Source organism: Phaeobacter sp. CC-HEC084, from assembly GCF_059429255.1.
In genome coordinates this window covers 1650253-1669138 of sequence record NZ_JCAIJQ010000002.1, presented here as the reverse complement: position 1 = coordinate 1669138, position 18886 = coordinate 1650253, and the positions used below count along the sequence as shown (strand labels likewise).

The 18886-nt window shown below is 60.4% G+C and carries 19 protein-coding genes; 7 read left to right on the top strand and 12 right to left on the bottom strand.

Annotated features, from left to right (window positions below; genetic code table 11):
* Nucleotides 1-163 precede the first annotated feature (163 nt).
* Both AC5SSZ_RS08345 and AC5SSZ_RS08340 read left to right on the top strand, forming a co-directional pair.
* The gene (locus tag AC5SSZ_RS08345; protein WP_274827884.1) at nt 164-940 is read left to right on the top strand and encodes a type 2 periplasmic-binding domain-containing protein; all 777 of its coding nucleotides are present in this window, start codon (nt 164-166) and stop codon (nt 938-940) included.
* 255 nt (nt 941-1195) lie between these two features.
* A complete protein-coding gene (locus AC5SSZ_RS08340) occupies nt 1196-2974 on the top strand; it encodes a methyl-accepting chemotaxis protein (RefSeq protein WP_495437833.1) in 1779 nt (592 codons plus the stop codon).
* Between the two features lie 72 nt (nt 2975-3046).
* Here AC5SSZ_RS08340 and AC5SSZ_RS08335 read toward each other — a convergent pair whose 3' ends face one another.
* From AC5SSZ_RS08335 to AC5SSZ_RS08325, 3 genes are all read right to left on the bottom strand, one after another.
* Nucleotides 3047-4057 (bottom strand): hypothetical protein, encoded by a 1011-nt coding sequence (locus AC5SSZ_RS08335; protein WP_065273336.1) that lies wholly within the window; start codon nt 4055-4057, stop codon nt 3047-3049.
* Nucleotides 4058-4181: 124 nt separating this feature from the next.
* Nucleotides 4182-4373, bottom strand: coding sequence for a YgaP family membrane protein (locus AC5SSZ_RS08330; protein WP_065273337.1), 192 nt, complete (start codon nt 4371-4373; stop codon nt 4182-4184).
* Between the two features lie 110 nt (nt 4374-4483).
* Nucleotides 4484-6112, bottom strand: coding sequence for an AMP-binding protein (locus AC5SSZ_RS08325; RefSeq protein WP_495438329.1), 1629 nt, complete (start codon nt 6110-6112; stop codon nt 4484-4486).
* Nucleotides 6113-6189: 77 nt separating this feature from the next.
* On the opposite strand from AC5SSZ_RS08325, the gene AC5SSZ_RS08320 reads away from it, so the two are divergent.
* The 3 genes from AC5SSZ_RS08320 to AC5SSZ_RS08310 all read left to right on the top strand — a co-directional run bounded on the left by AC5SSZ_RS08320 (nt 6190) and on the right by AC5SSZ_RS08310 (nt 8588).
* Complete coding sequence (locus AC5SSZ_RS08320) at nt 6190-7113, top strand: DMT family transporter (protein ID WP_274827886.1); 924 nt, start codon at nt 6190-6192, stop codon at nt 7111-7113.
* 52 nt (nt 7114-7165) lie between these two features.
* Nucleotides 7166-7816, top strand: coding sequence for a sulfotransferase family 2 domain-containing protein (locus AC5SSZ_RS08315; RefSeq protein ID WP_495437832.1), 651 nt, complete (start codon nt 7166-7168; stop codon nt 7814-7816).
* Nucleotides 7817-7925: 109 nt separating this feature from the next.
* The gene (locus tag AC5SSZ_RS08310) at nt 7926-8588 is read left to right on the top strand and encodes a Hint domain-containing protein (protein WP_495437831.1); all 663 of its coding nucleotides are present in this window, start codon (nt 7926-7928) and stop codon (nt 8586-8588) included.
* A gap of 125 nt (nt 8589-8713) precedes the next feature.
* Here the strand turns inward: AC5SSZ_RS08310 and AC5SSZ_RS08305 are convergent, their stop codons facing one another.
* The 9 genes from AC5SSZ_RS08305 to AC5SSZ_RS08265 form a co-directional block, all read right to left on the bottom strand.
* Nucleotides 8714-10918: a 3-hydroxyacyl-CoA dehydrogenase NAD-binding domain-containing protein gene (locus AC5SSZ_RS08305; protein ID WP_495437830.1), complete on the bottom strand. Its 2205-nt coding sequence runs from the start codon at nt 10916-10918 to the stop codon at nt 8714-8716.
* Nucleotides 10915-11400, bottom strand: a complete 486-nt coding sequence (locus AC5SSZ_RS08300) for a cupin domain-containing protein (protein WP_495437829.1) — start codon at nt 11398-11400, stop codon at nt 10915-10917. Before AC5SSZ_RS08300 ends, AC5SSZ_RS08305 begins: the two co-directional genes overlap by 4 nt.
* Entirely contained in the window at nt 11400-12611 is a 1212-nt protein-coding gene (locus tag AC5SSZ_RS08295; RefSeq protein ID WP_495437828.1) for an acetyl-CoA C-acetyltransferase, read from the bottom strand. Before AC5SSZ_RS08295 ends, AC5SSZ_RS08300 begins: the two co-directional genes overlap by 1 nt.
* Nucleotides 12612-12621: 10 nt before the next feature.
* Nucleotides 12622-13254, bottom strand: a complete 633-nt coding sequence (locus AC5SSZ_RS08290) for a glutathione S-transferase family protein (protein WP_495437827.1) — start codon at nt 13252-13254, stop codon at nt 12622-12624.
* Nucleotides 13255-13284: 30 nt separating this feature from the next.
* Nucleotides 13285-14436, bottom strand: coding sequence for an acyl-CoA dehydrogenase family protein (locus AC5SSZ_RS08285; protein WP_065273345.1), 1152 nt, complete (start codon nt 14434-14436; stop codon nt 13285-13287).
* A gap of 35 nt (nt 14437-14471) precedes the next feature.
* The gene (locus AC5SSZ_RS08280; RefSeq protein ID WP_274832081.1) at nt 14472-14684 is read right to left on the bottom strand and encodes a hypothetical protein; all 213 of its coding nucleotides are present in this window, start codon (nt 14682-14684) and stop codon (nt 14472-14474) included.
* Nucleotides 14685-14768: 84 nt separating this feature from the next.
* A complete protein-coding gene (locus tag AC5SSZ_RS08275; RefSeq protein WP_495437826.1) occupies nt 14769-16550 on the bottom strand; it encodes an acyl-CoA dehydrogenase C-terminal domain-containing protein in 1782 nt (593 codons plus the stop codon).
* Between the two features lie 78 nt (nt 16551-16628).
* Nucleotides 16629-17030: a MerR family transcriptional regulator gene (locus AC5SSZ_RS08270; protein ID WP_065273348.1), complete on the bottom strand. Its 402-nt coding sequence runs from the start codon at nt 17028-17030 to the stop codon at nt 16629-16631.
* 371 nt (nt 17031-17401) lie between these two features.
* Nucleotides 17402-17770 (bottom strand): MerR family transcriptional regulator, encoded by a 369-nt coding sequence (locus tag AC5SSZ_RS08265; protein ID WP_065273349.1) that lies wholly within the window; start codon nt 17768-17770, stop codon nt 17402-17404.
* A gap of 173 nt (nt 17771-17943) precedes the next feature.
* On the opposite strand from AC5SSZ_RS08265, the gene AC5SSZ_RS08260 reads away from it, so the two are divergent.
* Together AC5SSZ_RS08260 and AC5SSZ_RS08255 are read left to right on the top strand one after the other, a co-directional pair.
* Entirely contained in the window at nt 17944-18366 is a 423-nt protein-coding gene (locus AC5SSZ_RS08260; RefSeq protein ID WP_065273823.1) for a PaaI family thioesterase, read from the top strand.
* On the top strand, nt 18363-18881 hold the full coding sequence (locus AC5SSZ_RS08255; protein WP_065273350.1) for a PaaI family thioesterase: 519 nt from the start codon (nt 18363-18365) through the stop codon (nt 18879-18881). The genes AC5SSZ_RS08260 and AC5SSZ_RS08255 overlap by 4 nt, the downstream gene beginning before the upstream one ends.
* Nucleotides 18882-18886: the final 5 nt, after the last annotated feature.

Sequence of the window (18886 nt, the reverse complement as noted above, 5' to 3'; positions counted from 1 at the left end):
TCGTAACGCTTTCGAGGCGCTTCCACATTGATGCACATTTTATGTGCAGGTCAATTTTTCGCGAAGTTATGACCTTTTTTGCAACCTACAGGCGCGTGAGTGATAAGCACCCGTTAAGACGAATCGACTTCTTTGGCTTGGTACTCAATACCAGGAGCGAAGTATGAAGTTCGGAATTGCAGCATGTGTGTCTGCGTCTCTTCTCGTCTTTTCCAATCCCGCAGTAGCGGCCGAAATTACAGTCATGGCCGGTGATCTGCCTCCGATGATCAATCAGGATGGCACCGGGCGCGAGGCTGAGATTATCTCGGCGGTTCTGGGCCACTGCGGCCACAGCGCTGTTTTCAAGGTGCAGCCCTTTACCCGTCACTGGCAGTCCTTCGAAAAAGGGTCTGGTGATGCGGTGGCCACCGTGCCGCTGGGCATGCCCACAGCCGGGACTCAAACCAAGACCTACATCAACTATCAGAATGGTGTTTCGTTCCTGACCTCTTCAGAGCAGCAGGCCGATGCGCTGTCGGATCTGGATGGCTGGAACATCGTGGCCTTTGAGGGTGCGAGCAACATCATTCCCGGTCTGGATGGGGCAACCGCAGGCTTCAAATCCTATCGCGAGATGGCTGACCAGAAGACCCAGAGCAAGCTGCTCTATGGCAAGCGGGTCGATGGCATTCTGGGCGATGGTATGCTTTTCGCAGAGTTCAGCCGCCAGCTGCAGGAAGCTGGTTCTTCCGCTGGTGTCGACGCCAGCCAGCCGCTTGAATTCCGCGCCATCTTTGAACCCAGCCCCTATGTCATGAGCTTCCGAGATCCGGCGATTGCCGCTGATTTCGACCGCTGCTTTGGTGAGCTGGAAGCAGATGGGACCATCCAGGAGATCAACACCCGGTGGACCGACAAATACCGGGACGCGCTGGAAGACAACTACATGTCCTTCTGATCCGCAGCGGTGGCAGGCGTGTCGGTATAACCCGGCCCGCGCCTGCCACCCTGTGCAATCTGCCTTCGCGGGGGAACGCCCCCTTTGCGTGTGGCAGGCGCATAACCTCTCCTTCGGGAAAACGGGGCGCCATGCGTGGCGCCTCCAAAAAGAATTTTTGAACCCGGAACCCTGCTTGCCGGGGGTGTACGCAGCTCTGCATGCAGCCTGGCCTCAAGATCACTGACACGTTCGTCACCAAACCGGAGCACCATAATGAAACGCCAGCTTTCACGTTTCTTGGGCATGTCCATCAAGAAGAAACTGCTGCTGCCCATCCTCGCCTGCATTGTTGTATCGAACATTGCTTACACCGTCTTCTGGGCGTCCAAGCACAGCAGCGCCTTGATTGACGCCTTCGAGGATGAGGTCGGGCTGGCGCAACGGTTTGTCGGGCCTCCGGTCGCTGCGGCGGTCTGGGATTTCAACAGTGATGCGGCGCAGGGGGTAATCCAGGGCGTGGCGGATATGGAAAACGCTCTGTTTGCGCAGGTCGTTGTCGATGGGGAGACCTTTACCGAGGTGTTCGTGAGCGAGGACCGGCGCGGTGAAGTCACCGAGGCTGTCGCGACACTGCTGGCGGATCCGGAAGAGGAGAAGACCACCGAGGTCAATCAGGTGGTCTACGTCAAGTTTCCGATCTCCCTGACCGACGGCACCGTTGTGGGGGAAATGGTGATGGGCTTTGACAACAGCGCGATCCAGGACACCGTTTCTGCGCTCTATCTGCAGTCTGCGGTCATCGGCCTTGCGATCTGTCTGGCGATTGGCCTGATCGTCTATTTCTCGGCTGCCTCGGTCACCCGTCCGCTGGACCGGATCGTTGATCGTATCGATGCACTTCGCAATGGCGATACCGACAGCGCGGTGCCGGAAAAATCGCGCGGTGATGAGCTGGGCCGTCTGGCTGCTGCGGTTGTCGAATTCGTCGAGGCGATGCGCGCCAATGCCGAGCTTGAGGGGCAGTCCCGCGCTGCCGCGAAGGAGCAGGCAGATGTGGTTCAGGAGCTGGCGAACGGTCTGAACAACCTGTCCAAGGGCAACCTCGGATACCGGATCACCAAGGAAATGAGCGCCGAATATGCCGCGCTGCGCTCCGATTTTAACCAGACTGCCGAAGCATTGGATGACGTGATCGGGCGGGTGCTGAGCACGGTCGGAGATATTGAAGGTCAGATCGGTGAGATGGCGGTTGGCACGGACGAGCTGTCCCGCCGCACCGAAAATCAGGCGGCGACCCTGGAAGAAACTGCGGCTGCACTGGACAATATCACCTCCAATGTTCAATCCGCCACCGAACAGACCAAAGCGGTCGAAGGCACTATTGCCGAAACCACCAGCGAGGCGATGCGCAGCGGCGATATCGTGAAGCGGACCGTCGTGGCCATGCAGGAGATCAATGAGGCCTCGGGCAAGATATCGGAGATCAACAGCGTGATCGACGATATCTCGTTCCAGACCAACCTGCTGGCGCTGAATGCCGGGGTTGAGGCGGCGCGCGCAGGTGAAGCCGGCCGTGGATTTGCCGTGGTGGCCTCCGAAGTGCGGTCGCTGGCGCTGAAGTCGGCCAATTCGGCGAATGAAATCCGGGAACTGATCCAGAGCAGCTCGGAAAAGGTCAAGATCGGCGTGGAACTGGTTGATGAGGCTGGTAAATCTCTGGACGAAATCATCACCAAGATCCAGTCGGTGTCGACCCTGGCCAGCCAGATCGCGGAGTCTTCCGGTGAGCAGGCCTCGACCATCTCCGAGATCAACTCGGGCATGACCGAGCTGGACAGGGTGACGCAGCAGAACGCGAGCATGGTTCTGAAATCCAGTGAGCAAGGCAAGTCGTTGCAGCAGGCCGCGACCGAGCTGGCGCAGCTGGTGGCGCAGTTCAAACCCTCGTCTTCGTCTTTCGCTTCGGCTCCAACGCCCAGTGCCCATGGTGATTGGGATCTCTCGGGGCAGGGCTATGACGATGATTTTGGTCAGGAGCTCATGGCGGGCTAACTCGCATATTACGCGCAGGGAAATCCATTGCGCCCGGGCCGTTGGCCCGGGCGTTTTTGTGTCTTCCTGGGGTTAGCTGCAGATGTTCTGTAGGCGCACCCAGTCGCGGTCATTCAGAACCGGTTCCAGAACCCGGCCTGCCATCGGATCGGCCTCAATCAGCCCGATGGTGGTCTCTCCGGTGATATCCAGCGCATAGGCGTAAGGGGTGGACGGGATCGCGGTGCGGGCAAATTCGGCCAGCAGCGTCTCATCCGCAACCTCGGGGCGCGGTGTGCTGAGAACCGTTTCAACATAGTGATCGAGTGTCTCGCGTTTCAGCTGTCCCGTGGTCAGAAGCCGGAAAGAGGCCAGCACACCGCCTGATGCCAGCAGTTCTGCCAGCGGGTCCTGCGCCTCGGCCCGGGCCCGTTCGGCCAAAACGGCTCCTGCTGCCACGGCAGGGTCTTCGTGATCCTCGACAAACGTCCGGTTCAAAAGAACGATACCACCCGGCAGGTGCAGGCTGGTGGCGAGGCCGGAGCGGAACACAACAAGACGGCGCACGCCTGTGCGCAGCGCGAGTTTTTCCAGAATGGGCACCGTGTCCGCCGTGCTGCAGGCCTGACCGGTAACCCGCTCAATCCGGCCAAGCAGCGCCTGACCCAGCGCTTTGCGCTTGATGTCGGGCACAACGCTGACGGCGTGGTTCTGCAGCGCGCTCGGTAGCCATAGAAATACCACCAGCGCAAGGACGACCAGACTGGCAAGGACGCTTGCCGCGCGCAGGCGCCCGGGATGCGGGCGGCGCCTATCAATGGCGGCCCGCACCTTGTCGATCGCCTCGAGCATGGTGGTTTCGTCTTCTGCGATCTCTAGCGTTTCACCGGGATCGCCATCGGGATGAAAGATCGCCGGGAATTCGCCGGGGTTGGCACGTTCGACCGCCGCCAGGGACCAATGCGCCAGGGGGCGGTCGCTCATGTCGGTAATGGTGAGGGTCGCATCCCCAACCGAGATGATCACATCCCGGCGCTGCGCATCAGGGGCTGCGCGCCACAAACCCGCAGCCTCCAACCGTTCGAAGTCCCTGAGTGCGGTCATTCAGCCTGCCCGTATCATTGCGGTTGTTCTGTTTGCCGCAGGATAGCATGCCTCACGGCAAGGCAGCAAACCGCTTTGCCGCAGATTTCACAACTCAGTGGGGTGCCTTAGCGACCGCCGTGCCTCACGCGGGTTTCAAACCCATACGGGCAAAGATCATCGCCGCCGGGCAAAAGCCGGTGAAGGCCGATTGAAACAGGTTGGCGCCGACAAAGACCGTCAGCCAGACCCAGTTGGGCGACACGAATTGCGTCAGCACCACGGACAGCAACACCATGAAACCGGCAAGCGCCATAACCGCTTTGTTGATCGTCATGTCTTATCCTTTCTGATACGCGCGCCCTGTGGCGCCTTCATATTCAAAAATAAGAATAAGAGTAAGCGAATGCAAGAGGCAACCGACGGGCAGGCCCGCCGGTGCCGATATTATTGGCCGTTTGCGATCTTGCGCAGCTCAAATTTCTGGATTTTCCCGGTCGATGTCTTGGGCAGCTCCTGGAACACCACCTTTTTGGGCGCCTTGAACCCAGCCAGCGTCTCGCGGGAGAAGGCGATCAGCCCGGCCTCATCCACAGATGCGCCTTCTTTCAGTTCGACAAAGGCGCAGGGAACCTCTCCCCATTTCTCGTCCTGCTTGGCCACAACGGCAGCCAGATTGACATCCGGGTGGGCCATCAGTACGCCCTCTACCTCGACCGAGGAGATATTCTCGCCGCCCGAAATGATGATGTCCTTGGCACGGTCGGCGATCTGGATATAGCCGTCGGGGTGCTGGATCGCGATATCGCCCGAATGGAAGTAGCCACCTTTGAAGCTTTCGGCTGTTGCCTCAGGGTTTTTCAGATACCCCTTCATCACCGAATTGCCGCGCATGACGATTTCGCCCTGATCCTTGGCATTCATCGGGATCTGATGCATGTCGTCATCCACGACGGTGATATGGTCCATCATCGGGAAGGCAACGCCCTGACGCGCCTTGATCGCGGCTCGGCCCTGTTGGTCCAGCGTGTCCCAGCTGCCACCTTTCCACAGGCATTCGGTGACATGGCCATAGGTCTCGGTGAGGCCATAGACCTGCGTCACGTGAAAGCCGAGCTTTTCGATTTTCTCCAGCGTTGCCGGGGCAGGCGGGGCGCCGGCGGTAAAGACCTCGACCGTGTGGTCAAAGTCGCGGCGGTCCTCTTCCTTGGCGTTGACGATGGTGTTGAGCACAATGGGCGCGCCGCCGAAATGTGTGACGCCTTCATCCGCAATCGCGTTATAGACAGCAGACGCGGTAATGTTGCGGCAGCAGACCAGCGTGCCGCCCAGAACCGGCATCATCCATGTGTGGTTCCAGCCGTTGCAGTGAAACAGTGGCACGATGGTCAGGTAGACCGGGTGCATCACCATGCGCCAGGAGATCACCGTGCCCATGGTCATCAGGTAGGCGCCGCGGTGATGATAGACGACCCCCTTGGGACGTCCCGTGGTGCCAGAGGTATAGTTCAGCGCCAGGCTTTCCCATTCATCCTCGGGCATGATCCAGTCGAAATCATGCGCTGCATTGCCTAACACGTCCTCATAAACGGAATAGCGGCCAGAAGCGGTAAAACCAGCCTCGGTGTCCGGCACTTCGATCAGGATCGGTCCGTCGCCCTCCATCCGATCTTTCGCCGCTTCGGCGAGGGCCAGGAATTCGCTGTCCACCAGCGCGACCTTGGCGCCGCCGTGGTCAAAGATGTAGGCGACCGTGTCCACATCCAGGCGGGTGTTGATGGTGTTGAGGACGGCGCCGCAGGCGGGCACGCCAAAATGCGCTTCGGCCTGGGCAGGCAGGTTGGGGATCAGCGTTGCGACCACATCGCCCGGTTTCACGCCCATTCCCGCCAGCGCCGAGGCCAGCCGGGTGCAGCGATCATAATAGGCGGCATAGGTCTTGCGGTGCTTGCCATAGACCACCGCCGGAACGTCGGAAAACACATGCGCGGCCCGGCGCAGATGCGACAGCGGGGTCAGCGGAACATAGTTTGCCGCATTTTTTTCCAGTCCCGTTTCATCCTGCATCCAGCCCATGAATTTTCCTCCCATGATTCTGCGCCGTGTCGCTTAGAGGACAGATATTGCCGAAAGTTACTTTCATTGAAAGAGATATGAAACAATTGACCATTCCCCCCGGCGTGGCAGGCAGCCAGACCACAGCCGCGCAGGCGATGCTGGCCGCCATGGCCATCATCGGTATCAGTGACAATGCCGTGCCGCTCATGGCGGAGCAGATCGGAATCTGGCAGTTCTACTTGTTGCGTACGGTCATCACCCTGCCGTTGATCTGGGTCATGATGCGTGCCGGCCTGGGCGGGCTACGGCCTCAGCGGCTGGGGCCGGTGGCGCTGCGGGGTTTTCTGGTGGCGGTGTCGATGGTGTTCTACTTTTCCGCCGTCGCGCTGATGCCGCTGGCGCAGGCGCTGGCCGGGCTTTTCACCTCGCCGATCCTGATCGTGCTGATCTCGGTGCTGTTTCTGAAGCATCGTATCGGCCCGGTCCGTATCGGGGCGGTGGTGCTGGGGTTTGTCGGTGTGCTGTGCGTGTTGCAGCCGGACCTGTCCGATTTCGACTGGCTGATCCTGCTGCCGGTCTGTGGCGGGCTGTTCTACGCGCTGGGATCTATGGCGACCGGGCTGATGTGCCGGGGCGAAAGCACGGTGTCGATGTTGTTTGCCATGCTGCTGGCGCAGGCGGTGATCGGGGCTGTGGCCCTAGGCGGGCTGGCGATCTGGCCGTTGCCGGTGGCCGAGGGCGCCGATGGGTTTGTGACCCGGGGCTGGGTCTGGCCAGTGTGGGAGATTTCGCATTGGCTGCTGCTGCAGGGGATGGCTTCGGTCGTCGGGGTGTTCCTGATCACCAAGGCCTATCAGCAGGGCGAGGCGTCTTATGTTGCAGTCTTCGAATATTCGGTGATCATCGTCGGACCCGCCTTTGCCTGGCTTGTGTTCGGTCAGACGCTGGATCTGCTGCAGATGGCGGGGATCGGACTTATTGTGCTGGCCGGGGCTACACTGGCCCTGCGCGGATCGTAAATCGCAGCGCTCCGCCGTTTTCTTTTCCCATGGGACTGCATAGGCTGGTGTCATGATCCTGTCCCCCGGCCGCAACTTCGTTTTTATCCATATCCCAAAAACCGGGGGCACCTCCCTGTCGTTGGCGCTGGAGGCGCGGGCGATGAAGGACGACATGATGCTGGGGGATACGCCCAAGGCGCGCAACCGGCGGCGGCGGCTGACGGACCTGCAGACGCGGGGTAGGTTGTGGAAACATTCCACCCTCGCAGATATCGAAGGGCTGCTGCCGGAGGACCAGATGAGGGGGCTTTTTGCCTTTACTCTGGTGCGCAATCCCTTTGATCGGGCGGTCAGCTATTACCACTGGCTGCGGGACCAGACGTTCGATCATCCCGCAGTCACGCGATCCAAGGCCTTGGATTTCCGCGAATTTATCCTGCATTCCGATACACTTTCGGCGTTTCGTGCACATCCGCCGCGTTCCTACATGCGCCATGCGGACGGGAGCGAACAGTGTCAGGCCTATATCCGCATCGAGTATTTTGAGAAGGATGCTGAGCCGCTGTTTGATCATCTCGGCTTTCGGCTGGACCTAGAGCGGGCCAATGCCTCGGTCCGGGCGCGGGATTGGCGGGAATATTACGATCCTCAAAGTCGCGCCGCACTGGCGGCAAGCTGCGCTGAAGAAATCGAACAATTTGAATATTCTTTTAACGTTTAACCTTTACCTCTGTTTAAGACGGGCAAAACCGCCCGCGCGAAACGGATGTAACAGGCTAAACGGCGCAGGGGACAGGCACCCCGGACCGAAAGGCCGGAAAGGATCGCAGATGCTTGATTGGTTCCAGAAACGCAGCAACCCGTTTTCCGAGGGCGCGGCGCCGATGGTGTCGGTTGGGCAGGGTGGTTTTCTGGCCGGAACCCATGCGGCGTCGAACCTGGGCTGGCGCCCGGTCGAGGCGTTGACTGTCGGCGACCAGCTTTTGACCTTTGATCATGGCATGCAGCCACTGGTCGAAGTGCGGCGCGAAACGGTGCTGGTGGGTGAAGGCGACGTGGACCCGGTGTTCTGCCCACTGCTGGTGCCGCAGGACGCGCTGAACAACCGCGTGCCGATGTATCTGATGCCGGATCAGGGCGTTCTGATAGAAAGTGATCTGGTCGAGGACGCCCATGGCGATCCCTTTGCCGTGGTTCCCGCCTGTGCGCTGGACGGCTATCGCGGTATCCGCCGCCTGCATCCAGGCGAGCGGATGGAGTTGATCATCCCCCGCTTTGCCCGGGACGAGGTGATCTATCTAGAGGCTGGCTTCCTTGGCTTTGCACCGATGCAAGGCGATCTGCTGAATGGCGCCGCCGTGCCTGAGTTTTACAATGTGCTGCCCGCAGCCGAGGCGCGCGATCTTGTGCTGGCCATGGCTGCAGCAGAGCAACTTGGGGGTTTTGGTGTTGGCCCCACGATTGACCCTTCGGGAGCTCCGTCCCTGATCTGAGGTTTCGCCCGATAAAAAAACTGAGTGAGCCGGTTAGGGCCTTGTTTTTCTACAGAGCCTTACCGAGAAAGAAAAATGGCCGACCCGGTTTCGGGTCGGCCATTTCTGTTTTCAAATGCCCAATCTTAAGCAGCGGCGGCTGCATCCGGATTGAACCGGCCATAGAAGGTCTGTCCCTTCTCCGCCATCTCCCGCAGCAACGCCGGGCAGGTAAAGCGCTCACCGTAGGCTTCGGTCAGCTGATCGCAGCGTTCGGCAGCATAGGGCGTGCCGATGATGTCGAGCCAGCTGAGCGGGCCGCCGGACCAAGGCGCAAAGCCCCAGGCCAGGATTGCACCCACGTCGCCTTCGCGGATATCCATCAGAACGCCTTCTTCCAGCGCGCGCACGGCTTCCAGCACCTGCGCAAACATCAGGCGTTCCTGCACTTCGATCAGATCGGGCTGGTCTTCGGCCAGCGGGTATTTCTCCTGCATGCCTTTCCAGTATTCGACCCGCTTGCCCTTTTCGTCATAGTCGAAGAAGCCGGCATTGGATTTGCGGCCCAGACGACCCAGACCTTCCATCCAGAAGATCAGATCATCCGCCGGGCTGTCGGGATAGGCATCGCCCATGGCAGCCTTGGTTGCGCGGGCGATCTTGGCGCCCAGATCGATCGAGGTCTCGTCGTTGAGCTGGATCGGACCGACCGGGAAGCCCAGCTGACGCGCCGCATTGTCGATCAGCACGGGCGACACGCCCTCGGTGATCATGCGCAGACCTTCGTTGATATAGGGAATGATGCAGCGGTTGGCGTAGAAGAAACGCGCATCGTTCACCACGATCGGGGTCTTGCGGATCTGGCGCACGTAATCCAGCGCCTTGGCCACGGCACGGTCACCGGTTTCCTTGCCCTTGATGATCTCCACCAGCAGCATCTTCTCAACCGGAGAGAAGAAGTGGATGCCGATGAACTGCTCAGGACGGCTCGACGCCTTGGCCAGATCGGTGATCGGCAGGGTCGAGGTGTTGGAGGCAAAGATGCAATCCTCGGGAATGATCGCTTCGACCTTTTGGGTCATCTCGGCCTTGACGCCGGGATCTTCGAACACCGCTTCGATGATTAGATCGCAGCCCTTCAGTGCATCCAGATCCGGCGTTGCGTTGATCAGGCCCAGCATCGCCTCTTTCTTCTCCGCAGTGACCTTGCCGCGTTTGATGCCCTTGTCCAGGTAAGCTTCGGTATAGGCCTTGCCCTTGTCGGCAGCGGCCTGATCGCGGTCTACCAGAACCACTTCCATACCGGCCTGCGCCGAAACCAGCGCAATGCCCGCGCCCATCATGCCCGCACCCAGAACGCCGAGTTTCTTAACCCGCTGATCGGGCACGTCCTTGGGCCGCACGGCACCTTTTTCCAGGGCTTCCTTGTTGAGGAACAGCGAACAGATCATCGCGCCGGAGGAGGGGTTCATGATCACGGAGGTGAACCAGCGGGCCTCGATCTTGAGCGCGGTGTCGAAATCGACGAGCGCGCCTTCATAGACCGCAGAGAGCAGCGCCTTGGCCGCCGGGAAGGCGCCCTGTGTCTTGCCGTTTATCATCGCCGAAGCACCAACGAAGTTCATGAAACCGGCAGGGTGATAAGGTGCGCCGCCGGGCATCTTGTAGCCCTTGGCATCCCAGGGTTTCACCAGATCGGCGGGTTTGGCGCTGAGTACCCATTCTTTCGCGGCGGCGACGGGATCGGCTGCGATCTCATCGATATAACCAGCACTCTTGGCCTTTTTCGCGTCCAGCATCTTGCCTTCGAGCAGCAGCGGCGCGGCTGCGATGGCGCCCACCTTGCGTACCATGCGGGTGGTACCGCCGGCGCCGGGGAAGATACCGATCAGGATTTCCGGCAGGCCATATTTTGCCTTGGGGTTTTCCGCGGCAAAGATGCGATGCGTGGACAGCGGCAGCTCCATGCCGATGCCTGCTGCGGTGCCGGGCAGGGCGGTGGCAATCGGCTTGCCGCCCTTCTTGGTCTTGGGGTCCATGCCTGCCAGCTCGATCTTGCGCAGCAGGGCATGCATTTTCATGATGCCGTCAAAGACGCCGCGCGCGGGATCGTCTCCGGCTTCTTCCTTCATCACCGCCAGCAGGTTCAGGTCCATGCCGCCGGCAAAGGAGCCTTCCTTGCCCGAGGTGATCACGATGCCTTTGACCGCGTCGTCGGCTAGGGCGTCGTCGATGGCGGCTTCCAGTTCCAGGAGCCCGTCAAAGGACATCACGTTCATGGTCTTGCCGGGCACATCCCAGGTGATGGTTGCGACGCCGTCGGCGTCCTTGGAAAGCGTAAACTCAGTCATGTTTCGTCTCCGATCTGGTCAGCCGTCAGCGGGCTGCCGTCCTTGCGGGTGAAGTTGAAGCCATTGGCGTCGTCCTTCACCATCATGTCTATGTCGCTGTAATAAGCGGTCTCTGTTTCGGTGCGCGTGCCCACCACCAGGAAGGTGGCCGGCGCGTCGGTGTTGTTCTTCAGGTGATGGCCGTTGGCGTCACCCGCAGGGAATGTGGCGCAATCGCCGGGGTGCAGCTCGGTTTCCCCGTGATCATCGATCAGGGTGCAGACCCCGGCGGTGACCATCAGGAATTCGTCCTGCTCCATGTGGTAATGACGCAAGGACGACAGGCCACCCGGTTCCAGCTGAACGAGGTTCACGCCGAACTGGGTCAGCCCGCCCGCATCGCCCAAGCGCTGGCTGGAGCGGCCCGCGACCGCCTCTGCCAGTTTGCCGGGGTAGGCGGAGCCGGTCCGCCAGGGGATATCGGCCAGGTTCAGCTTGGGCATCAGACGCGCTCGATGATGGTGGCCGCGCCCATGCCGGATGCGATGCAGAGCGTCGCGAGACCAACTTCCTTGTCGGTGCGCTCCAACTCGTCCAGCAGCGTGCCGATGATCATCGCGCCGGTGGCGCCCAGCGGGTGGCCCATGGCGATGGAGCCGCCGTTGGGGTTCACGATGGCAGGGTCCACGTCAAACGCCTGCTGGAAGCGCAGCACGACCGAGGCGAAGGCTTCGTTCACTTCGAACAGGTCGATGTCGCCGATTGCCATGCCGTTGTCGGCAAGGATCTTCTGCGTTGCGGGCACGGGGCCGGTCAGCATGATGGTGGGATCGGTGCCGATCTTGGTGGTAGCCTTGATGCGCGCGCGGGGTTTCAGGCCGTATTCCTCGCCGAACTCCTTGTTGCCGATCAGAACGGCGGCAGCGCCATCGACGATGCCAGAGGAGTTGCCCGCGTGGTGGATGTGGTTGATCCGCTCCAGGTGCGGGTACTTCAGCTTTGCCACAGCATCAAAGCCGGGCATCTGTTCACCCATCATCTGGAACGAAGGGTTCAACGCACCAAGGCTCTGCATGTCGGTCTGGGGGCGCATGTATTCGTCGCGATCCAGAATGGTCAGACCGTTCTGATCGGTGACGGCGATCACCGACTTGTCGAAACGGCCATCGTCCCAGGCTTCCTTGGCGCGGCGCTGCGATTCAACGGCCAGCGCATCGGCCTGCTCACGCGAAAAGCCGTATTCTGTGGCGATGATATCGGCCGAGATGCCTTGCGGGACGAAATAGGTTTCCATCGCAACTGAGGGATCCACGGCGATGGCCGCGCCATCGCTGCCCATGGCAACGCGGCCCATCATCTCAACGCCGCCCGCGATATAGGCCTTGCCTGCGCCGGCCTTCACCTGGTTGGAGGCCAGGTTCACGGCCTCCATGCCCGAGGCACAGAAACGGTTGATGGCGAGGCCCGGAATGCTTTCGTCCAGATCCGAGGCCAGAACCGCGGTGCGTGCAAGGCAGCCGCCCTGTTCCATCACCTGGGTGACGTTGCCCCAGATCACGTCCTCGACGGCATGGCCGTCCAGATTGTTGCGCGCCTTCAGGGCGTTCAGGGTCAGCGCGGACAGGCGCACTGAGGTCACCTCGTGCAGGGAGCCGTCCTTGCGGCCCTTTCCGCGCGGGGTGCGGATCGCGTCATAGATATAAGCTTCGGTCATAAGTATCTCCTCAAGCTCGGTCCGACGGGTTGCCGGGCATCAGATCATAGGGGTGTTTCCAGCCGGGCGTTTCGCTGAGACGGGTCAGCCAGGCGTCGATATGGGGCCATTCGGCGCGGTCAAAGCCGAAGGGTTCGGGATAATAAAGGTAGCCGCAGCAGGAAAGGTCAGCATTGGTGATCCCATCGCCAACGATCCAGTCACGTCCGTCCAGATGGGCGTTCAGCGTCGCATAGGCGGCCTTGAGCCGTCCCTGCATGAAGCCGATCACCTGGTCGGGGCGTTTGTCTTCGGGCAGAAAGTTCATCAGGAACCGGGTCATGCCCGCCTGGCTTGAGAGTTTGTGGTTATCCCACAGAACCCAGCGCAGCACCTCGTATTTGTCCTCCGGCGCGCCGCCGAATTTGCCCGTTCTGTCGGTGATATACTGCTGGATGGCGCCGGACTGTGTCAGGCGCATGTCGCCGTCTTCCAGCACCGGTGCTTCGCCCATCACGTTCATTTCCCGGAACTCCGGCGTGCGGTTCACCCCGGCAAAGAAATCAACAAAGACAGGCTCCCACTCAAGGCCCGACAGCTCAAGCGCCAGGGCGGCCTTATAGGCGTTACCGCTTTCTCCGAAACAGTGCAGTTTGATGGTCATTCTTCAAATCCTCCCACGGAATTCAGCAGATCAAAGGCTGCGCGAAATCAGTTCCTTCATGATTTCATTGGTGCCACCGTAGATGCGCTGCACCCGGGCGTCAGCCCACATTTCCGCGACGGCATATTCCTGCATGAAGCCATAACCGCCATGCATCTGGACGCATTCGTCTAGCACTTCGCCTTGGGTGTCGGTGGTCCAGTATTTCGCCATCGCCGCCTTTTCGACGGTCAGCTTGCCTTGCAGATGCTCGGCCATGCATTCATCGAGGAAGGCGCGCGCAACCTTGGTCTTTGTCAGGCATTCCACCAGTTTGAAACGGGTGTTCTGAAATTGGGTGAGCGGGCCGCCAAAGGCTTCGCGTTCCTTGCAATAGGCGATGGTGCGCTCGACCGCGCCCTCCATGGCGCCCACTGCACCACAGGCGATGATCAGACGTTCCTGCGGCAGCTGCTGCATCATCTGATAAAAGCCTTTGCCCTCTTCCTGGCCAAGGATGTTTTCCGGCGGGATTTCGACGTTGTCGAAGAACAGCTCGGAGGTATCGGCAGCATGCAGGCCCACCTTGTCGAGGTTGCGCCCACGCTGGAAGCCCTCGGCGCCGTCGGTTTCAAGCGCCACCAACGATACGCCCTTGGAGCCCTGCGAGGGATCCGTTTTGGCTGCGACCAGAATAAGATTGGCGTGCTGGCCATTGGTAATAAAGGTTTTTTGCCCGGACAGACGGTAGGCATTGCCATCGCGGATCGCCTTGGTCTTGATCCGCTGCACGTCCGACCCGGTCGAGGGTTCGGTCATCGCCAGTGCGCCAACCAGCTCACCCGAAACCATCTTGGGCAGCCAGCGTTTCTTCTGCTCCTCGGTGCCGTACTGAAGAATGTAATGCGCAACGATGCCGGAATGGATGCCATGGCCCCAGCTCGCCAGATTGGCGCGGCTGCCTTCGATCAGGATTGCGGCCTCGTGCCCGAAATCACCGCCCGCGCCGCCGTATTCCTCGGGGATCGAGGGGCAGAGAAGCCCCAATTCACCGGCCTGGTTCCACGTCTCGCGGTCCATCATCCCCTGTTTGCGCCATTTTTCGTATTTCGGCATCCATTCGTTGGTGATGAACTGCGCCGTCATGTCGGCCAGCATCTGGTGCTCGTCTGTCATCCAGGCGGAACGGGTCTCGGTGCTCATTTCTCTCCCTTTCAGCACGCGTCGTTGCGGCGTGCCTATCGTTTTCTGTCCTCCAGCGCGCTGTTGAAAAGACGCAGCCGGTGGGTCAGGTTTTCGCTGTTGGTGACGCTGTCGAAATTCTCAAAAAGGAATGACAGCGCCTCGCCTTCGTCCAACCCGGCCTCATGGGCAAAACGTTTCAGCCTGCGATAACCGTCTTCGGTCATGGCAACCGGAAAGCGGCGGGTCAGGCGGAACCGTTTTGGCATGGTTCGGTGGTCCTTTTGGTCTGGGCACCGGGCCGGAAGGGAAGGCAAAGCAGGGCGTCCCGGTTGGAACGCCCCGGCAAAGGATCAGAAGCTTGCCGCGTCCAGCGCCATCACCGTATCCGCACCGCTCTGGATGCGCACAAGGTGCAGCTGCGTGGCGGGCAGGCGCCGTGCCATGTAGTAACGGCCGGTGGTCAGCTTTGTCTCGTAGAACGCCGCGTCAGAGGTTCCGGCCTCCAGCGCAGCATGCGCCGCCTTTGCCATCTGCGCCCACATCAGGCCAAGGCAGACATGACCGAACATGTGCATGAAGTCATAAGAGCCAGAGAGCGCGTTGTTGGGGTTCTTCATGCCGTTCTGCATGAAATACATGCCCGCGGCCTGAAGATCCTTGGAGGCGGCCTTCAGCGGCTCGATGAAGTCCTTGGCGTAATCCTCGGAGATACCGGCGTTTTCCTTGCAGAAATTTTTCACCAGCTCAAAGAAGGCCATGACGTGCTTGCCGCCGTCCTGCGCCAGTTTGCGGCCCACGAGGTCGAGCGCCTGAACGCCGTTGGCCCCTTCGTAGATCTGCGCAATGCGGGCGTCGCGGGTGTACTGGCTCATCCCGTGTTCTTCGATATAGCCGTGGCCGCCATAGACCTGCTGGGCCTTCACGGTCATGTCGTAGCCTTCGTCGGTCAGGAAGCCCTTGATCACCGGGGTCAAGAGCGAGACCAGACCGTCGGCGTCCTTGTCACCGTCGCGGTGCGCCTTGTCGATCATGGTTGCGCCCCACAGAAGGAAGGCACGGCCCCCTTCGACAAAGCTTTTCTGATCCATCAGGCTGCGGCGGATGTCCGGGTGCACGATCAGCGGATCGGCCGGGCCATCGGGGTTCTTGACGCCGGTCACGTCACGGCCCTGCAGGCGGTCCTTGGCGTATTCCACGGCGTTCTGATAGGCGGCCTCGGCCTGGGCCACGCCCTGCATACCGACACCCAGACGGGCCTCGTTCATCATGGTGAACATGGCGCGCATGCCCTTGTGCTCGGTGCCAAGGAGGTAGCCGGTCGCCTCGTCATAGTTCATCACACAGGTCGAGTTGCCGTGGATGCCCATCTTCTTTTCGATATTGCCCACCGAGACGCCATTGCGTTCGCCGACCGAGCCGTCTTCGTTGACGATGAATTTCGGGACGATGAACAGGCTGACGCCCTTGATACCCTCGGGGCCGCCGGGGATCTTGGCCAGAACCAAATGGATCACGTTATCGGACATGTCGTGATCGCCAGCCGAGATAAAGATCTTCTGGCCTGACACCTTGTAGGTGCCATCTGCCTGCGGTTCTGCCTTGGTACGCATCAGACCCAGATCGGTGCCGCAATGCGGTTCGGTCAGGTTCATGGTGCCGGTCCATTCGCAAGACACCATCTTGGGCAGGTAGGTGTCTTTCTGCGCGTCGGTGCCGTGCGCCAGGATCGCCGAGGCGGCGCCATGGGTCAGGCCCTGATACATCACAAATGCTTGGTTGGCCGAGGAGAACAGCTCACCCACCGCGGTGCCCAGCACATAGGGCATGTTCTGGCCGCCGTATTGTTCCGGCATATCCAGACCGGTCCAGCCGCCTTCCTTGACCTGCTCAAAGGCGTCCTTGAAGCCGGTTGGGGTGTAGACAATCCCGTTTTCCAGGCGGCAGCCTTCGGTATCACCCACCACGTTCAGCGGGTGCAGAACCTCGGAGCTGATCTTACCAGCCTCTTCCAGAATGGCGCCGGTGAAATCGCGTTCCAACTCGCTATATCCCGGCGTGGCGGCCTCGGAGACTTTCAAGACATCGTGCAGGATGAACTGGGTGTCCTTGGTGGGAGCATTGTAAACGGGCATCGCGGTCCTCGTTGAATTTCTTCAGTGTTTGTCTGGCGTGACCTCCCGAAGGGCGGAAGGCCGGGGCGGGGCAGCCGGTTATTCGGCAGCCTCCTGTTCGGATTTCATCGAGGCGATGACACTTTCGCCCCATTTCAGCTGCTGTTGCAGATCTTCGATCGCTTCGTTCAGCTCGTCCCGCTGGCGTTCCATATCGGCGAGCCGTTCGCAGGCGACATCATAGGTGCGCGACAGCTGCGTCAGCTGCTGGTCCCCGATGTGATAAAGGTCCAGAAGCTGGCGGATTTCCTCAAGGCTGAAGCCAAACCGTTTTCCACGCAGGATCAGTTTCAGGCGTGCGCCGTCCCGTTTGGTGAACAGGCGTTTCTGGCCGTCGCGGATCGGGAACAACAGTTCCTTGGCTTCGTAAAACCGCAGGGTGCGCGGAGTCACGTCGAACTCATCGCACATCTGGCGGATGGATTTTGTCTCTTCGGTCATCGTCGTCACTCTTGACTGCTGGGTGCAGCCTAAAATTGAACAGCTGAGGCGTGTTTTACAACATCTTCTTGACGTTTACGTAAGCTGTACGCTGCGTCACATGCGTGGGTGACGTGGAGAGAGCTATTTGTGACGCAGCGTCGGACCCCGAAACGCCTGGTAAATCCGGCGAAAGGGGGATCCGGGGCAGGGGTAAAGGCGGAATTCAGGTCGGATCTTTCGGGATTCGATGCGGCGGTGCGGCGAATCCCACCCAGCACGTCAGATATGCCGAGCGGGCGGACCAAGGGCACTTCACAGCACGGCCACGCAGGCATAGCTGCCGCGTGAAACCCGGTATTCCGAGAACCGCCGAAACGGGAGTTTGCGTGTTATTTCGCCAGAGCCAAGGTGGTGACGCGCAGGGCGCTCAGCTCTTCCATGGCTTCATCCAGCTGCTCGCGCTGCTTCTGCAGCTCGATCATCTGCCGGTCCGCCATCTCCACAAAGGCCTGCATTTGCGCCTGATCGCCTTCGTTTTCGCGGATCAGCAGCCACTGGCGGATCTCTTCCAGCTGAAAGCCGAACCGGCGTCCGCGCAGGATCAGCTTCATCCGCGCCTTTTCACGCGGGCCGTAGAACCGCGACCGCCCTTCGCGATCGGGCTGCAGCAGCTCGATGTACTCGTAATAGCGCAATGTACGCGGTGTCACGTCGAACGCAGCGCACATTTCCTTGAATGACAATCTGGCTTCGGTCATCCACTTTCTCCCCTTGGCCGCGAACCTATGCAACTGCGGCAAACAGTGCAAGCACCCGCAGCAGGCAACTTCATCCGACGTCACGGAGCGCTGTGATCACGGGGTTGCGCTTTGGGGCGGGCAGGGCCAAGGTTGCGCATACAAAGACCAAACAGATCAAAGGGAACGCCCCTATGGCGGACAAGACCCAGCTGGCGCGCCAGTTCATCGAAGCCATCCCCCACGCCCGTGAATTGGGCATGGTGCTGACCGAAATCGGCGATGGCATGGCCGAAATCACCATGGCTTATGATGAAAAACTGATCGGTGATCCAGAAACGGGCGTTATTCATGGCGGCGCGGTTTCGGCCGTGATGGACACCTGCTGCGGTGCGGCAGTGATGAGCCATCCCTCGGCGCCCGGCGGCACCGCAACCATTGATCTGCGTATCGATTACATGCGGGCAGCGACCCCGGGGCAGACCATTGTCACCCGGGCCACCTGCCATCACATCACCCGCAACGTCGCCTTTGTCCGCGCGGTTGCGATGGATGACGACAGCGACCGCCCCGTGGCTACGGCTTCGGGTGCCTTCACAGTGGAGAAAGGGTTTTGAACCGTTCCCGACCCGAACCCGTTCAGGTGGTCAAGCAGCGCCGCGATGCCGCCCTTGCCGCCCTTGTCGAGGCCGTACCTTATATCCGTTTTCTGGGGATCACCTTTGACCGGCGCGGGGATGAGCTGACGGCGATCCTCAACTTCGATGAGAAGCTGATCGGCAATCCGTTCCTGCCCGCTATCCATGGCGGCGTCACGGCGGCTTTCCTTGAGGTCACATCAGTGGTCACACTGAACTGGGCGCATTTGTGGCCGAAAATCGAATCCGGTGAGCTGGACCCGAATGAGCTTACGGCAGGCAAACTGCCGCGCCAACCCAAGACGATCGATTTCACCGTTGATTACCTGCGATCTGGCCTGCCGCGTGATGCCTATGCGCGGGCCACGGTGAACCGGGCTGGGCGCCGCTATGCCTCGGTCCATGTCGAGGCCTGGCAGGACCACAAGGACCGGCTGTTCGCACAGGCCACCGGCCATTTCCTGATCCCGCAGGATCCCGTGAAAAAGGATTGAACCGG

What these genes read in the sequence shown, in the direction of transcription:
- AC5SSZ_RS08310 (WP_495437831.1), top strand. Translation starts at nt 7,926, where the DNA reads ATGCTTGATTGGTTCCAGAAACGCAGCAACCCGTTTTCCGAGGGCGCG.
- AC5SSZ_RS08280 (WP_274832081.1), bottom strand. Translation starts at nt 14,684, where the DNA reads ATGCCAAAACGGTTCCGCCTGACCCGCCGCTTTCCGGTTGCCATGACC.
- AC5SSZ_RS08345 (WP_274827884.1), top strand. Translation starts at nt 164, where the DNA reads ATGAAGTTCGGAATTGCAGCATGTGTGTCTGCGTCTCTTCTCGTCTTT.
- AC5SSZ_RS08340 (WP_495437833.1), top strand. Translation starts at nt 1,196, where the DNA reads ATGAAACGCCAGCTTTCACGTTTCTTGGGCATGTCCATCAAGAAGAAA.
- AC5SSZ_RS08325 (WP_495438329.1), bottom strand. Translation starts at nt 6,112, where the DNA reads ATGGGCTGGATGCAGGATGAAACGGGACTGGAAAAAAATGCGGCAAAC.
- AC5SSZ_RS08295 (WP_495437828.1), bottom strand. Translation starts at nt 12,611, where the DNA reads ATGACCGAAGCTTATATCTATGACGCGATCCGCACCCCGCGCGGAAAG.
- AC5SSZ_RS08260 (WP_065273823.1), top strand. Translation starts at nt 17,944, where the DNA reads ATGGCGGACAAGACCCAGCTGGCGCGCCAGTTCATCGAAGCCATCCCC.
- AC5SSZ_RS08275 (WP_495437826.1), bottom strand. Translation starts at nt 16,550, where the DNA reads ATGCCCGTTTACAATGCTCCCACCAAGGACACCCAGTTCATCCTGCAC.
- AC5SSZ_RS08265 (WP_065273349.1), bottom strand. Translation starts at nt 17,770, where the DNA reads ATGACCGAAGCCAGATTGTCATTCAAGGAAATGTGCGCTGCGTTCGAC.
- AC5SSZ_RS08290 (WP_495437827.1), bottom strand. Translation starts at nt 13,254, where the DNA reads ATGACCATCAAACTGCACTGTTTCGGAGAAAGCGGTAACGCCTATAAG.
- AC5SSZ_RS08270 (WP_065273348.1), bottom strand. Translation starts at nt 17,030, where the DNA reads ATGACCGAAGAGACAAAATCCATCCGCCAGATGTGCGATGAGTTCGAC.
- AC5SSZ_RS08305 (WP_495437830.1), bottom strand. Translation starts at nt 10,918, where the DNA reads ATGACTGAGTTTACGCTTTCCAAGGACGCCGACGGCGTCGCAACCATC.
- AC5SSZ_RS08335 (WP_065273336.1), bottom strand. Translation starts at nt 4,057, where the DNA reads ATGACCGCACTCAGGGACTTCGAACGGTTGGAGGCTGCGGGTTTGTGG.
- AC5SSZ_RS08320 (WP_274827886.1), top strand. Translation starts at nt 6,190, where the DNA reads ATGAAACAATTGACCATTCCCCCCGGCGTGGCAGGCAGCCAGACCACA.
- AC5SSZ_RS08285 (WP_065273345.1), bottom strand. Translation starts at nt 14,436, where the DNA reads ATGAGCACCGAGACCCGTTCCGCCTGGATGACAGACGAGCACCAGATG.
- AC5SSZ_RS08300 (WP_495437829.1), bottom strand. Translation starts at nt 11,400, where the DNA reads ATGCCCAAGCTGAACCTGGCCGATATCCCCTGGCGGACCGGCTCCGCC.
- AC5SSZ_RS08330 (WP_065273337.1), bottom strand. Translation starts at nt 4,373, where the DNA reads ATGACGATCAACAAAGCGGTTATGGCGCTTGCCGGTTTCATGGTGTTG.
- AC5SSZ_RS08315 (WP_495437832.1), top strand. Translation starts at nt 7,166, where the DNA reads ATGATCCTGTCCCCCGGCCGCAACTTCGTTTTTATCCATATCCCAAAA.